Source organism: Pseudomonas sp. GW460-12-10-14-TSB1, assembly GCF_017349775.1.
Classification (GTDB): domain Bacteria; phylum Pseudomonadota; class Gammaproteobacteria; order Pseudomonadales; family Pseudomonadaceae; genus Aquipseudomonas; species Aquipseudomonas piscium.
Genome location: NZ_JACNAC010000035.1, coordinates 1 through 14,743, shown reverse-complemented (window position 1 = coordinate 14,743; position 14,743 = coordinate 1). Strand labels below are relative to the sequence as shown.

The window sequence follows — 14,743 nt, the reverse complement described above, 5'->3', positions numbered from 1 at the left end:
CTGGGTTTGCGGCCGCTGCGCAGCCGATCGCAGGCTACGCCAGCGGCTACACAGGGCCGATAACGCCTTGGTTGTGCAGCTGTCGCAGCAGGCTCTGGCCATTGGCGAGAAAGGTGTCGAGGTCGTCGATACCCGCTTCTAGGGCCAGGCCTTGCAACTGGTTGCGACCGTGGAGTTGGGGGAACGCCTCGATACGCTCTAGCAGGCGCCAGGCCAGCGGACTCAGTTCAGAGAAGTACACCCGGTAATCGGCATCGCGGCGGATCAGCAGCAAGGTCGGTGCATCCCCAGGCTCGGTGGGACGCCAGGCCGGGCCCAGGCGCTGCACCGGCCAGGCGTAGGCCAGCGGCCAGGCCAGGGGCGACAGGCGCAAGGGCTGGGTCAGCAGCCGCTCCGGGTCGCTGGCCGGCAGCGGCTCGGCCTCGGCCTGTTGCAGGGCCATTTCGATCCACTCGTAATGGCTCAGCTCCAGCATAAAGGCCGGCCAGTTGGCGTCCTGCAAAGCGGCGGGCGCGGAGGCCATCCAGGCCACGAACTCGCCGGCGATCTCGCCGAACTTCGGCGTGGCGCAACGGTGCTCGCGCAGGAACACCCGCAGCAGCCGGCGCCAGTCCGCCTCGCCCAGTATCGAGCGCAACACCGGGAAGGTATTGCCGAGCAACGACAGCAGGTTGTCGAACACCAGCTCGCGGTAAATCTCCACCCGCGCTCGGTCCATCCCGCTGGGCGGCGCGCGGTGCTCGGGGTCGCGCAGGTAAGCGGTCAGGGCCTGTTGCTGGGCGTCGAGGGCGATCAGTGGCTTAGCCATGGGCCAGCCTCCCCTGCGCCTGACAGGCATCGGCCTGCAACTGGCGGATACTGTCCAGCTCGCCCAGCAGCTCGGCGAATGGCGGGAAGTTGAAGTCCCGTTCCAGCAGGGTCGGCTGCACGCCAAACAGCTGGTAGGCACGCGCCAATAAATCCCAGACCACCGGTTTGACCGGCGCGCCGTGGGTGTCGATCTTCAGGCTGTCGGACTGGTCGTAGTGCCCGGCCACATGCATCGCCACCACCCGCTCCGGCGGCAGGCCGGCGAGAAAGGCCTGGGGCTCGAACCCGTGGTTCACCGAGTTGACGTAGAGGTTGTTGACGTCCAGCAACAGGTCGCAATCGGCTTCGGCCAGCACCGCGTTGGTGAAGGCCAGCTCGTCCATGTCCTGGCGTGGCGCGGCGTAGTACGACACGTTCTCCACCGCCAGGCGCCGGCCCAGCACATCCTGGGCCTGGCGGATGCGCGCCGCGACATGGCGCACCGCCTCTTCAGTGAACGGCAGCGGCAACAGGTCGTAGAGGTGCCCGTCGTCGCCGCAGTAGCTCAGGTGTTCGCTGTACAGCGGCACATTAAATCGATCGAGGAACTGCCGGACTTCCCGCAGGAACCCCAGGTCCAGCGGCGCCGGCCCGCCGAGGGACAACGACAGCCCGTGGCAGCTCAACGGGTAACGCTCGGCCAGGGCGCGCAACGCGGCGCCATGGGCACCGCCGATGCCGATCCAGTTTTCCGGCGCCAGTTCCAGAAAATCAAAAGCGCCCGCAGGCGCCGTATTCAATGAGTCGAGCAAGGCACGACGCAAGCCAAGCCCCACGGCTGCCGAAACGGGCTGCCGTGGGGCTTGGGCGGATGATGGGATGTTGCAGGGTCGTATTGAGGGAGGCATGGGCCCGATCTCCTGTTGCCCCGGAAAAAATCGGGGAGCACCTGAGTGCTCCCCGCCACCGCCGATCAGGACTCGATCGCCGCACCGCACTTGCCTTCGCCACATTTGCCTTCGGCCGAGCCGGCCTTGGCCGCCAGGTACTGCTTGGCTTCGCTCAGGCTGATGGCGCCATCGTGGTTGGCGTCGATCTTGTCGAACTCGGCGGCGCGCTCGGGGGCGGCGGCGATGAACTCCTCGCGGGACACCTTGCCGTCATGGTTAGTGTCGGTCTTGGCGAACTTGTCTTCGCCGCACTTGCCTTCGGCCGAGGTCTTGACCCCGTCCGCCGCGGCCAGGGTGTAGCCCTGGGACAGTGCAGTCATGCTCAGCGCCGAAGCGGCGGTGGACAGGCCCAGGCCGCCGACCAGTGCCAGGCCGAGCGCGACGTTGGAAACATTGGAGAGTTTGAACATGCTGATACCCCTTCGATGGATTGACTAAGTATTCCCGCCATCGACACCGAGGAGCTCGGTGCTGGCGAGTGGACGTAGTTAATCCTCGGGGTGTATCCGGGTTGTGTGCGCAACCGGCGCCAGGACAAGCAGGTGTATCAGCCCCGGGCCGATACACACTCCGATACAAGGCCGTCGACCAGCCGGCCAGTTGAACGCGGGTTCAACTGGCCGGATTGCACTGCGGGATGTCCTGCAACGAGCGGTAGACCGGCAGGCCCAGGCCCTCGCCCATCGCGATCAGGGCATCGGCGCTGGCGCAGGCACCGCCGATGCGCAGCAGCGCGTCGCAACGCTGCAACTGATGCCGCGCACGCTCCTGGAACCGGGCGCCTGGCTCGCCGGCAGCGCTCGAATCCTCCGCCGCCAGCCCCAGCCACTGGCCGAATACGGGGCTGTACCCGGCCTCGAACAGCCGCGCGGCACAGTCGTCCAGGCTGGCGACCTGCCGCGCCAGCGCCGCTGCATCGTCGGTCGCCGAATACCGGGGCGCGGCCACCAGGATCGTCAGGCGGCGCGACGGCATCAAGCGCAGTTCCAGGTATTGCAGGAGCATGATGGTCTTGCCGTCGACGATCTCGCCACTGCGCACCATGTCCAGCGCCTGCTGGTAACCCAGCTCCAGCACCTCGATGTCCTCACCCTCTTCCTCCAGGCCGCCACCGTCGCCGATGCGGTCGTCGGGGGAATACTCGCCGATGAAAAAGTGCAGGCGCTCGGTGACCGAGCCAGGGCTCATGAAGGCTTCATAGACCTTCTGCACCGCACCGACGCGGTAGCCGGTTTCCTCTTCGGCTTCCAGGCGGATCCGCTCTTCCGGGCTGGCATTGTCCAGCAGGCCGGCGGCGGTCTCGATCAGGTAGCCGCTGTGGTCGTTGACGTAGGTCGGCATGCGGAACTGGCGGATCAGCAGCACCGTGCGCCGCTCGCGGTTGTACAGCAGGATGGTCGCGCCATTGCCGCGGTCGTAGACCTCGCGGGTCTGCGCCTGCCAGCTGCCGTCGCGGCGTTGCAGGTCGAAGCTGTATTTCTTCAGCAGGTACCAGTTGTCAGAGAGCATCTCCTCGGCGGTGATGCGCACGGGTGCGGTTTGCATGGTCTTCCCCCTTGGCAATTCGGTGTCGTTCAACGCGTCACTGATGGGCGCCGATCGAGCGCCAGGCGGCCTCGGCCAGTTCCTGGCGATAGGTGCTCGGGCTGCTCTGGACCCGACCGGACAACCAGGCGCGGCAGTAGTTTTCCGCCTGCCCGACGATCAGCGACGGCAGCAACTCGGCCGGTATCCGTGGTAATTCGTCGGCCCGGGTGTGGGCCGTCAGCCATTCGCGCAACTGGCGGTTGCGCGCCTTGTTGCGGCTGGCCAGCTCTTCGGCGAACGGGCCCTTGGCGACCGCATACCGCGCCTGGAACTGGAACCGCGCCCACTCGGGCTGGGCGTCGACCCAATCCACATAGCTGTGCACCAGCGCCTGCACACCCTGCTCCAGGGTCTGGGCGTCGCTCATGTAGCGCTCGCGCAGGCCGGCCTGGTCGTCCAGCGCGGCGAAAAACAGCGCGGCCACCAGCCCTTCCTTGTTGCCGAAGTGGTGATAGATCGCACCGACGCTGGTATCGCAGGCCGCGCGGATCATTTCAATGGTGGTGGCTTCGATGCCCTGTTCGTTAAAGCACGCCAGGGCTCGGCGGAGGATGTCGCGTTTGAGTTCGGCCCTGCGGCCGGGGTAGCAGCGTTCAAGCAGATCGATCGTGTCCATTGCCCATCACAAACCAAGGTCCAGGGAACAAGGCGCGCACGCCTCAGTGAGTGGTGGCGCCAGCTTGACATATTTCGCGAAAGCCGAATATTGTTCTTTTACAGAATATTATTCTGTAAACCCTGAAAACAATCCCGATACGAGGCATCCCCATGAGTCAGGTTCTCAACATGTTCAGCGCCGCCGGCCCGGAAAAATTCAGTCAGATGGCCTGCCAGATGGCCCCCTACTTCAGCACCATCAATCCGTTGATCGCCGAGCTGAGCGCGGGACGTTCGGTGGTGCAGGTGCCGTTTCGCAAGGAAATCACCAACCACCTGGGCACGGTGCACGCCATCGCCCTGTGCAACGCCGCCGAACTGGCGGCCGGGGTGATGACCGACGTGTCGATCCCGGCCGGCGCGCGCTGGATTCCCAAGGGCATGACCGTGGAATACCTGGCCAAGGCCAAGACTTCGGTGCGCGCGGTGGCCGATGGCGGCGCGGTGGACTGGAGCAGCAGCGGCGACAAGATTGTCGCGGTGGAAATCTACGATGAGGAAGACCTCAAGGTCTTCAGCGCGCGCATCACCATGAACGTGAAAACCGCCTGACGCAGAAACGACAACGCCCCTCATGAGAGGGGCGTTGGCGATGACGCAGTAAGCTCGCTTACACCTGGATCAGGTTGGCGATCTTCACGTCCGGATCGACATCGGCTTCGTAGTCGACGCCGTCGATCTCGAAGCCGAACAGGCGCAGGAATTCCTGCTTGTAGCCGGTGAAGTCGGTCAGCTGGTAGAGGTTTTCGCTGGTGACTTCATCCCACAGCTGCTTCACGCGGTCCTGGATGGCGGGTTCCAGTTCCTTGTAGTCGGCACGCAGGCGGCCTTCCTGGTCGATGATCGGGTTCGGGTTGTACAGGCTGTCCTTGTACAGACCGTAGACCTGCTCGATGCAACCTTCGTGACTGCCCTGCTCTTTCATGACCTTGAACAGCAGCGACAGGTACAGCGGCATGATCGGGATTGCCGAGCTGGCCTGGGTCACCACGGCCTTGAGCACCGATACCCGCGCGTCGCCGCCCAGCTCCGACAGTTCCTTGCGGATGCCGATGACTTTCTGGTCCAGGTCCTTCTTGGCTTCGCCGATGGAACCGTTCCAGTAGATGTCGTGGGTCAGCTTCTCGCCCAGGTAGGTGAAGGCGGTGGTTTTCGCGCCTTCGGCCAGTACGCCGGCTTCGTGCAGCGCGTCGATCCACATCTGCCAGTCTTCGCCGCCCATCACGGCTACGGTGCCGTCGATTTCTTCCTGGGTGGCTGGCTGCAGGGTGGTCTCTTTAACGATTTCCTTGTCGGTGTCGACACCGCGCAGGGTCACCGACTTGCCCAGCGGCTTGAGGGTCGAGCTCAGGACTTCGCCGGTTTTCGGGTGGGTACGACGCGGAGCGGCCAGGCTGTAGACCACCAGGTCGATCTTGCCCAGGTCGCGCTTGATGGTTTCGATGGTCTGGCGCTTCACTTCGTCGGAGAAGGCGTCGCCGTTGATGCTCTTGGCGTACAGGCCTTTTTCTTCGGCGAACTTGTGGAAAGCCGCGGTGTTGTACCAGCCGGCGGTGCCGAGCTTGCCGTCAACGCTGCCGCGCTCGAAGAACACACCCAGGGTGTTGGCGCCGCAACCGAAGGCGGCGGTGATACGTGCGGCCAGGCCGTAGCCGGTGGAAGCGCCGAGCACCAGTACATTCTTTGGCCCAGCGTCGATGGTGCCTTGTTCGGTGACGTAGTCGATCTGTTGCTTGACGTTGGCTTCGCAACCGACCGGGTGGGTCGTCACACAGATAAAGCCGCGAACGCGGGGTTTGATGACCATACACAATCTCCCAATTTCAATATGCCAAGAGCCAATACGGGCTGCAGCAGCGTCACTTGTTCAAGTCGTAGACGCTCGGAACGTCCTCGCGTCACGCCTTGGGCTTTCAATGAGTGCAGATTTGCCCGCCAGCATAAGTTCATTCCGGGGTTTGGGCCAGAAAACGCTGAGATTGCCCCATGGCCTGTACAGCCTGGGAAAAGCGGCGGTCATTTGTTCAAGCGGTGGGCATCGTAGGCGTCCAGGGCCTGATAGGCGGTGTAGGTTGCCTGCGCCGCGACCAGGCCGGCCAGGCCAAAGGTGGGCACCAGGCCGAACTTGCCGAACCCCTGGGGAATGGGGACGGCCTTGGCGATGGCATCCGCCAGCACCTCCCCCGCCACCGTGGTCGGGGCCATGCCGTGACCGCCAAACCCCACGGCATGCCACACGCCGTTGGCGTCCTGGCCGATCTGCGCCATCTGCTGGCGGCCGTAGCTCATCAGCCCGCCCCAGGAATACTCAATCTCGACGTCGGCCAGTTGCGGGTAGACCGTGACCAGGTCGGCTTTCAGCAGGCCAGCGATCGCCTGCGGGCCACGGTTGAGGATGGAAATGCGCCCGCCCCAGAGAATCCGGCTGTCCGCCAGCGGGCGGTAGTAGTCAAAGGCAAAGCGGGTGTCGTATATGGCCGACTCGCAGTTGATCGACTCCTTCAGGGCTTCACCCAGGGGCTCGGTCGCCACCACATAGGTGGCAATCGGCAGCGTCGCCCGCTCCACCGGGCGGTACAGCCCGCGGGCATAACCACCCGCGGCGAACACCACCTGCTCGGCCAGCACTTCGCCGCCCGCGGTCTTGACCAGGTACTTGCCGCCCTGCCGCTCGATCGCCAGGGCCGCGGAGTGTTCGTGGATATCGATGCCGTAGCCGGCGACAGCCGCGGCCACGCCATACACATACTTGAGCGGGTGAAAGTGAAAGGCATTGCTCTCGAACAAGGCGCCAAAGTAGCGCTCGGTCTTGAGCCTTTCCCGCAACTCGCCTGGGGACACGTACTGCCAGTCGACGCCGTAGACCTCCTTCATCAACTGCCGGGGCTTTTCCAGGCGCGCCGGGTCGTTGAACCAGTTGGCCAGCAGCACGCCCCTGTCGGTCAGGTCGCACTGGATGCCGTATTGCCGGACGCGCTGGCGAATCAGCTCGACCGCATCGATGGTCAGCCGGTAGAGCCGCCGCGCTTCCTCGCGGCCCAGGGTCTTGAGCAGATCGGCATTGCCCAGGCAGTAGCCGCCGAACACAAAACCGCCGTTGCGCCCCGAGGCGCCGTGCCCGACGGTGTGGGATTCGAGGACCACCACGTCCTTGACACCGCGTTCGGCCAAACCCAGGGCCGTGGAAAGCCCGGCCAGCCCGCCGCCCAGAATGCACACCCGGGTCTCCACCCGACCGCCGAGCGCCGGATAGGCGGTCTTTTCAACCGTGGCTTCGTAATAGCTTTCGAGAAAATCCTGACTCATCACTTGGCTCCGACCTGGGTCATTCGCACAGGAAGACCCAGATTCTCATTCATCGCCGATTCCGCTGGCAGATCACATTCGGACTTGCTGCGAATCATTGAAAAGCTCATGTCATCGAACCGGACGAACCTGGAGCCACTGATGACTTTGTGCGCCAGCCAGATCACCAGGAACAGCACCAGACTAATATAGGTGGCGGTCATCCCGGCCCAATCGATCGAGTCGCCGAGCAAGGCTTGATAGTTCTGCCCCAGGGTGACAAACAGGCACAGGACAAAGGCGAAAATCGGCCCGAACGGAAAGAACCGCGACACATAGGGCAGATTGCCCAGGTCGTTGCCCTGGCGCACATAGCCGCGGCGAAACCGGTAGTGGCTGACCGCGATGCCCAGCCAGGCGATAAAACCGAGCATGCCTGAGGTGTTGAGCAACCAGTTATAGATCTGCCCCGGGCTGAAAATGAAGGTCAAGAAGCACAGGGCCGCCACCGTGGCGGTGGCCAGCAACGCCCACCGCGGGGTGCCGGACTGGCTCAAACGGGCGAAGATCGCCGGCGCCTTGCCTTCCAGGGCCAGGCTGTAGAGCATCCGCGAGGAGGCATACATGCCGGAGTTCCCGGCGGACAGCACCGAGGTCAGGATCACCGCGTTCATCACCGCGGCCGCGCCGAGCATGTCGGCCCGTTCGAAGATCAGGGTAAAGGGGCTGACGCGGATATCCGACACCCCATTCCTCAACAGGCTGGGGTCGTTGTAGGGAATCAACAGGCCGATGATCAGGATGGTCAGCACGTAGAACAGCAGGATCCGCCAGAAGATCTGCCGCACCGCGCGCGGTACGTTTTTCCCGGGGTCCCGGGTTTCACCGGCGGCGATACCGACGAACTCGGTGCCCTGGAACGAAAACCCCACGATCATCGCCACCCCGACCAAGGCCCCCAGGCCGCCGACAATAGGCGCATCGCCAATCAACCAGAGCCTGGGGCCGGCATTTTCGCCGCCGCTGAGAATGCCGAACAGCATCAGAATGCCCACCGTGATAAACAGCAGGATAGTGATGACTTTAATCAGGGCGAACCAATATTCGGACTCACCGAACAGGCGCACCGAGGCCATATTGAGTGCGGTGATGATCAATAAAAAACCCGCACTCCAGATATACCCCGGCACATCCGGAAACCAATAAGCCATGATGATCTGCGCGGCCACCAGATCCACAGCAATGGTCACCGCCCAGGCATACCAGTAGTTCCAGCCCAGGGCGAAGCCGAAACTTTCATCGACATACTTCGAAGCATAAGTTGAAAACGAACCGGTGACCGGCATGCAGGACGCCAGTTCACCGAGGCTGGTCATCAGAAAGAACACCATGGCGCCAATGACCACAAAGGCCAGCAGCGCTCCGCCCGGCCCGGACTGGGCAATGGTCGAGCCCGAGGCGACGAACAGCCCGGTGCCGATGCTGCCGCCAATGGCGATCATGCTCAGGTGCCGGGGCGTCAGGGTTCGTTTCAGTCCGCCAGTGGTTTTCTCGCTGTGAAAATCGCCGGCCATGTCGCACGCACCCGGCACTTTTGTGGAGTCTGTCATGGATCACCTTTTTATTATATTTAAGCCACCGATGAGTTAACTCACGCGGTATGGCAGTGTCCCTGGATTGTTTTCCTTCCCCACTAAAGCCCACAAAAATACCGCTGACAAATGATTTTCCAGCATCACATCAGTCGCTTAGGGAATACGCCAGCGGTTACAAGTTTTAAAAAATCGGCACACTAGCAAAGTGCTATCCGCCCACAGACCATAACTAAAAGCCTGTCAGGATTAGTTGGTTTTCCACGAAAAAAAATAGAAGTTTCCTACAGGCTAATAACTTGATTTAAAGAAAATACTCTTCAAATAGCCAAGCCCGTTCCTGACGCCCGGCAGGCCTTGGTCTTTGATGGAGCTTCAGGCCCAAATTGCCTCACCATCTAACTGTGCCAACCAACAAACCACTGCCCGAACGCCCGGGCCGGCATGGGCGAGGAAAACAGCTGGCCCTGCCCCACGTCATAGCCCCGCGCTTGAAGAATGTCGCGCTGCGCGGCGTGTTCGATGCCCTCGGCGACCACCCGCAGGGACAGGCCCTTGCCGATGCCGATGACCGCCTCGCTCAAGGCTCGGCAGGTGGCGTCGTGCTCCAGTTCCTCGACGAAGCTCTGGTCCAGCTTCAGCTCGCTGATCGGCAAGCGCCGCAGATAGCCCAGGCTGGAATAGCCCGCGCCAAAGTCATCGATGGCCAGGCGCACGCCCAGGGTATGCAGGTCCTGCAGGGTCTGCTCGGTGGTCGGGCTGCTGCACAGGAACACCCCCTCCGTCACCTCCACGCACAGGTCCGCCGGCTGCAGGCCGCAGCGCTGCAACTGGCGGGCGATCAGGGCCGCCAGGTTGAGGTTATTGAAGTTGATCGGCGACAGGTTGACCGAGATGGACGGCACCCGGATTCCCGATTGACGCCAGCGCGCCAGTTGCTCGCAGGCCTCGCACAGCACCCACTGGCTGAGGTAGTTGATCAACCCGCACTCCTCGGCCAGCGCGATGAATTGCGCGGGCGGGACATTGCCCAGGCTCGGATGCTCCCAGCGCGCCAGCGCCTCGACCCCGACCAGGCCGTTGGTGTGCAAGTCGATCTGCGGTTGATAGACCAGGTGCAGGCCGTCGCTGGTCAGAGCCTGGCGCAGCGCCGTCTCCAGCTGCAGGCGCTGCTGGGCGAGCTGGTCCATCTCCTCGAGGAAGAACCTGAAACCGCCGCGCTCGGTACGCTTGGCCTGGTACATGGCGATATCGGCGCAATGCAGCAGGCTTTCCATATCCTGGCCGTCGCTGGGGTACAGGCTGACGCCAACGCTCGCCGAAGGAACCATGGCGGTCCCGGCAATATCGGCCGGGGCGCCCAGGGTCAGCATCAGGCGTTCGAGAAAGGCCGTGACCCGGGTGGCGTTCATCCGGGGCAGCACCAGCACGAACTCGTCGCTCGACAGCCGCCCGACGATGTCCGACTCGCGCAGCACGCTGCGCAGCCGTTGCGCCATGACCTGCAGCAGCTCATCACCCGAGGCATGCCCCAGGGCATCGTTGACTTGCTTGAAGCGGTCCAGGTCGACATACAGCACCGCCAGCTCGCCCTGCTCCAGGGCGACCTCGGCGATGCTGCGGTTGGCCTCGGCCAGCAGGGAGCTGCGGTTGGGCAAGCCGGTCAGGGCATCGGAGCAAGCCATGTGGCGGATCGACTGGCGCGCCTCCTCGCGCTCCAGGGCCAGCATGCACAGGTGGGTTCCGGTCATGATCAGGTGGGCATGGGTGGTATCGGGCTTGCGGCTCTCCCGGAAATACAGGGCAAAGGTCGCGCAGACCCTGCCGCCACTGTTGCGCACTGGCATCGACCAACAGGCCCGCACTCCTGCCTGCTGCGCCAGCCAGCGGTAATCGGCCCACAGCGGATCGGTGTCGATATCGGTGACCAGCACCGGCTCGCCGCGAAAGGCCGCGGTGCCGCAGGAGCCGGCGGTGGGCCCGATCGGCAGCCCCTCCATGGCCCTGGAGTAATCGGCCGGCAGGCTGGGGCTGGCCAAGTGATGCAGCAGCCCCTGCGGGTCCACGCTGAGTATCGAGACAATGACCTCCGGCGCCAGGCGCTCGATTTCCTGGCACAGCAGGGTCAACACGTTCTCCAGGGGCTGCTCTTGCAACAGGGCGCCGATGACCTTGTCCTGCAGCACTTCGGGCAGCCTGGAACGGGTGATGTCGGTGAACACTATGACGATGTTGCCGATCCGCCCCTTGGCGTCGAACACCGGCGCCGAGCAGACATGCACCCACAGCCGCTGGCCGTTGCGCTTGCTGACCAGGCCGCAGGCTTCATGGGGCTGGCCACTGAGGATGCTCTCCAGGTGCAGCTCGTCGGCCTGGGCCTCCCCCGGGGTATCGGCGACGAAGAATATCTGTGGCGAGCGCTCCAGCAATTCCTCGCGGGAATACCCGAGCAAGCGCACCAGCCCGTCGTTGATGTAGATCAGCCGGCCGTCAGCGTCGACGATGCAGGTGGCCGAGCTGCTGGCGTTGACCGACATCGACAGCAAGCGCTGCTCGATATCCTTCAGCCGCGTCTGGGTCACGTCTTTGAAAAAGGCGGCATAGAGCATGCGCCCCTGCAGGGTGATTTTCGAGATCGCCATCGCGCCCCAGCGTTCTTCGCCATCCTGGCGTGTAATGCACACATCGCGGCTGGTGCCGATGATCTTGTTGACCCCGGTCTCGCCGTCGTTCCGTGAGCGGATGGGGATCGGCACCAGCGTGCCGACCTCGCCGCCCAGCACCTCGTGCCGTTGACAGCCCCAGAAGCGCTCGGCCGCCGCGTTGAAGAACACCACCTGGTTGCGATCGTCGATGATCACCACCGCATCGTTGGCCTGTTCCAGGGTCTGCGCGAAAAAGTCCGCCGCCTCTTCTCCGGTCGTTGACCCGACGCTCATATCCATTGCCGCCACTGCATGCATGCCATCACGGTCATCGTCCCTGATCACGGTGAAGCGCCATCAAGAGCCCTCGAACTGGAGGGGGCCGGTCCTCGAAGCAACACCCGACACGGCTCAGCGACACTGAGAAACGCGCTTTACCCGGGCGAGCAGGACATCAGGCCATAGGCATGGACATGGATCTTCTAGGCCATCGACCTGAAATTAGAGAATAGCCGCGAAGTGACAGGCCCACGGAAAACCGTACGAACCTCGCCAAACCTCGGCAACATCGGGTAATTCGGGCGCTGGCCCATCGGCAACAGCCGCCCCTGCCTGTTGCCCTGGCTGGCAATTTCGTCTCTGGCCATTTCGCCACTTGCGTTGTCCGATGCGCTTGGCTTCTCATGGCGCCCCTGAGCACCACGCGAACCTGCGTGGTTCTTTTCAGGTTCTTCAACCCAGGGCAACAGGAGTGGCGGTGAATAAATTCTCGGACATGAGCACCTTCGTCGCCGTCGTCGAGGCGGCCAGTTTTTCCGAAGCCGGGCGCCGCCTGGGGACCACCAAGTCGCTGGTCAGCCAACGCATGCAACAGCTGGAGAAGCGCCTGGGTGTGGTGTTGCTGACCCGTGGCCGGCCGCTGAAGCTGACCGAGGCCGGCCAGCTGTTCTACGCCGATTGCACGCGTATCCTGCGGGACCTGGCGCGCGCCGAAGAGTCGGTGCAGGACCGCCAGGCCAGCCTCGGCGGCACCCTGCGCCTGGCGGCGCCGATGGCCTTCACCCCGCGCTACCTGGCGCCGTTGCTGGCGCGCTTCGCCCTGCAATACCCGCAACTGTGCGTCGACATGGAAGCCCAGGACAAGGTGGCCAACCTGCAGGATGGCCATTTCGACGTCGCCATCCGCCTGGGCACCCTCAACGATTCCTGCCTGGTGGCACGGCCGCTGACCGAGAACCGCCACCTGATCTGCGCCAGCCCCGACTACCTGGCGCGCCAGGGCACTCCCGAACACCCCGGTGACCTGCAGCAGCACGACGGGCTGATCTACTACAACCGCGAACCCAACGGCATGTGGAGCCTGCCGCTGGACGGCGCGCAGCACTCGTTCCGGGTCCGCGTGCGGATGCGCACCGACTCCGGGCATCAGTTGCTCGAAGGCGCGCTGGCCGGCCTGGGACTGGCGATTCTGCCAACCTTCCTGGCGGCCGACGCCCTGCTCGACGGCCGGCTGGTGTCGGTGCTGGACGACTATGCGCCGTCCGGCGGGCACATCTCGGCGGTGTACCTCAAGACCCTGAAAACCCCGCCCAAGGTCCAGGCGCTGATTCAATTTCTCGGCGAGGAAATCGGTCGCCCGGCGCCCTGGGACGCGGCTTTGATCGCTCGCGGGCTGCTGGCGCGCGGCTCCACCGCCTGACTGCGCGGGGCCCGCCGCCTGGTCAAGTAATACTGAACCAGCGGTTCACTTTAGAGTGGCTGTCGCTCAACCCGAGCGCACCTTAGCCTCATCTTCCATCTGACAGGCATTCGCCTGCTATGGGAGATGAGCGATGAGTCACCACCAACCAGAAAACCCTTCGCGCCGCAAACTGCTGGCCCAGACAGTCGCCGGCTCGGCGACCCTGGCCATCGGCTCCATGCTGGGCGCCGGCCCCGCTTTCGCGGCAGCACCGCAGGGCGCCAACGGCAAGCGCGACGGCAGCGCCGGCAACCCGGTCGACGTCCTGATCATCGGCGGCGGTTCGGCCGGCGCGGTCATGGCCCGGCGCCTGAGCGAACGCAGCGAGCGCCACGTGCTGCTGCTCGAAGCCGGCCACGTCTACGGCACCCGCGACTACCCGAAAATGATCGCCAGCAGCGACAGCGTCGGCGGCGATGCCAGCAGCGACTGGGGCTACCAGACCCTGCCGGGCTATATCGGCCATCCGATCCACGCGATTCGCGGCAAGGTGCTGGGCGGCAGCTCGGCGGTCAACGGCGCGGTGGCGATCCGCGCGCGCAAGCAGGACCTGGTCAACTGGAACCTGCCCGGCTGGTCCTATGAAGAACTGCTGCCGTCGTTCAAGAAACTGGAAAAACGCAACACCGGCAGCGCCGAGCTGCATGGTCACGACGGCCCCCTGCCGGTGCACCAGCTGACCCGCAATGACATCAGCCCCATGCAGCGGGCCTTCGTCGAAGCGACCATCGCCAACGGCTACCGCGCAGTCGAGGACTTCGACGGCCCCGACGCCAACGGTGTCGGTCCCTACCCGATGAACATCGTCGACGGCGTGCGGGTCAACACCGGCATCGCCTACCTCGACAATGCCGTGCGGGCCCGCGGCAACCTGCAGATCCGCGGCGACGTGCTGGTGGACAAGGTGCTGTTCGACGGCCGCCGCGCCACCGGCGTGCGTCTGGCCAGCGGCGAAGTCATCCATGCGGGCGAAGTCATACTGTCCGCCGGCACCTACGGCAGCGCGGCCATTCTGCTGCGCTCCGGCATCGGCCCGCGCGACCACCTGGCGTCGCTGTCGATCCCCCTGGTCGCCGCCCTGCCCGTCGGCCAGCGGCTCAAGGATCACCCCTTCTACTACAACGCCTATGCCGCCCGCCCCGAGCTGATCGGCAAGCAGTCCCCGGCCATCGGCGCCAAGCTCTGGACCCACAGTTCCACGGCGAAAAATGGCGACCTCGACCTGCACATCACCGCCACCCACCTGTTCCCCCACGACCAGAGCCCGACCAAGGTCGGTTTTGTCCTCGCCGTGGCCCTGACCCGCCCGCTGTCGGTGGGCAGCCTGAAACTGGCCAGCCGCGACCCGGCCCAGGCGCCGCTGATCGACCTCAACTTCCTGGCCCAGGCCGAGGACCGCGCCCGCCTGCTGGAAGGGGTGAAACTGGCGCGCAAGATCGGCCAGACCGCGCCGCTGAAGGACCTGATCCACTCGGAACTGAACCCGGGCGTCCAGGC

At 64.2% G+C, this 14,743-nt stretch carries 12 protein-coding genes; 3 read left to right on the top strand and 9 right to left on the bottom strand.

What is annotated here, in order from left to right:
* Positions 1–46 precede the first annotated feature (46 nt).
* The 5 genes from J4D52_RS19530 to J4D52_RS19510 all read right to left on the bottom strand — a co-directional run bounded on the left by J4D52_RS19530 (position 47) and on the right by J4D52_RS19510 (position 3,942).
* A complete protein-coding gene (locus tag J4D52_RS19530; protein WP_102677485.1) occupies positions 47–808 on the bottom strand; it encodes a DUF2063 domain-containing protein in 762 nt (253 codons plus the stop codon).
* Positions 801–1,697, bottom strand: coding sequence for a DUF692 domain-containing protein (locus J4D52_RS19525; RefSeq protein ID WP_256581553.1), 897 nt, complete (start codon positions 1,695–1,697; stop codon positions 801–803). Before J4D52_RS19525 ends, J4D52_RS19530 begins: the two co-directional genes overlap by 8 nt.
* A gap of 65 nt (positions 1,698–1,762) precedes the next feature.
* Complete coding sequence (locus tag J4D52_RS19520; RefSeq protein WP_063430239.1) at positions 1,763–2,149, bottom strand: EF-hand domain-containing protein; 387 nt, start codon at positions 2,147–2,149, stop codon at positions 1,763–1,765.
* A 202-nt stretch (positions 2,150–2,351) separates the two neighbouring features.
* Positions 2,352–3,284 carry a GDP-mannose pyrophosphatase NudK gene (nudK, locus tag J4D52_RS19515; RefSeq protein ID WP_102677486.1) on the bottom strand — a complete coding sequence of 311 codons (933 nt, stop codon included), beginning with the start codon at positions 3,282–3,284 and terminating at the stop codon, positions 2,352–2,354.
* A gap of 37 nt (positions 3,285–3,321) precedes the next feature.
* Positions 3,322–3,942, bottom strand: a complete 621-nt coding sequence (locus J4D52_RS19510) for a TetR/AcrR family transcriptional regulator (RefSeq protein ID WP_009048658.1) — start codon at positions 3,940–3,942, stop codon at positions 3,322–3,324.
* Between the two features lie 152 nt (positions 3,943–4,094).
* Here J4D52_RS19510 and J4D52_RS19505 point away from each other — a divergent pair, with 152 nt between their 5' ends.
* On the top strand, positions 4,095–4,535 hold the full coding sequence (locus tag J4D52_RS19505) for a hotdog fold domain-containing protein (protein WP_025809250.1): 441 nt from the start codon (positions 4,095–4,097) through the stop codon (positions 4,533–4,535).
* Positions 4,536–4,593: 58 nt separating this feature from the next.
* Here J4D52_RS19505 and fabV read toward each other — a convergent pair whose 3' ends face one another.
* The 4 genes from fabV to J4D52_RS19485 all read right to left on the bottom strand — a co-directional run bounded on the left by fabV (position 4,594) and on the right by J4D52_RS19485 (position 11,799).
* Positions 4,594–5,790, bottom strand: a complete 1,197-nt coding sequence (gene fabV / locus J4D52_RS19500) for an enoyl-ACP reductase FabV (protein ID WP_025809251.1) — start codon at positions 5,788–5,790, stop codon at positions 4,594–4,596.
* A 209-nt stretch (positions 5,791–5,999) separates the two neighbouring features.
* Entirely contained in the window at positions 6,000–7,289 is a 1,290-nt protein-coding gene (locus J4D52_RS19495) for an FAD-binding oxidoreductase (RefSeq protein WP_102677487.1), read from the bottom strand.
* Positions 7,289–8,842 carry an amino acid permease gene (locus tag J4D52_RS19490; protein WP_102677488.1) on the bottom strand — a complete coding sequence of 518 codons (1,554 nt, stop codon included), beginning with the start codon at positions 8,840–8,842 and terminating at the stop codon, positions 7,289–7,291. Before J4D52_RS19490 ends, J4D52_RS19495 begins: the two co-directional genes overlap by 1 nt.
* Positions 8,843–9,258: 416 nt before the next feature.
* Positions 9,259–11,799: an EAL domain-containing protein gene (locus tag J4D52_RS19485; RefSeq protein ID WP_256581554.1), complete on the bottom strand. Its 2,541-nt coding sequence runs from the start codon at positions 11,797–11,799 to the stop codon at positions 9,259–9,261.
* A gap of 463 nt (positions 11,800–12,262) precedes the next feature.
* Between J4D52_RS19485 and J4D52_RS19480 the strand changes: the two genes are divergently transcribed.
* Together J4D52_RS19480 and J4D52_RS19475 are read left to right on the top strand one after the other, a co-directional pair.
* A complete protein-coding gene (locus tag J4D52_RS19480) occupies positions 12,263–13,204 on the top strand; it encodes a LysR family transcriptional regulator (RefSeq protein ID WP_102677489.1) in 942 nt (313 codons plus the stop codon).
* A gap of 133 nt (positions 13,205–13,337) precedes the next feature.
* A partial coding sequence (locus tag J4D52_RS19475; RefSeq protein ID WP_207272150.1) for a GMC family oxidoreductase occupies positions 13,338–14,743 on the top strand: 1,406 nt, incomplete at its 3' end.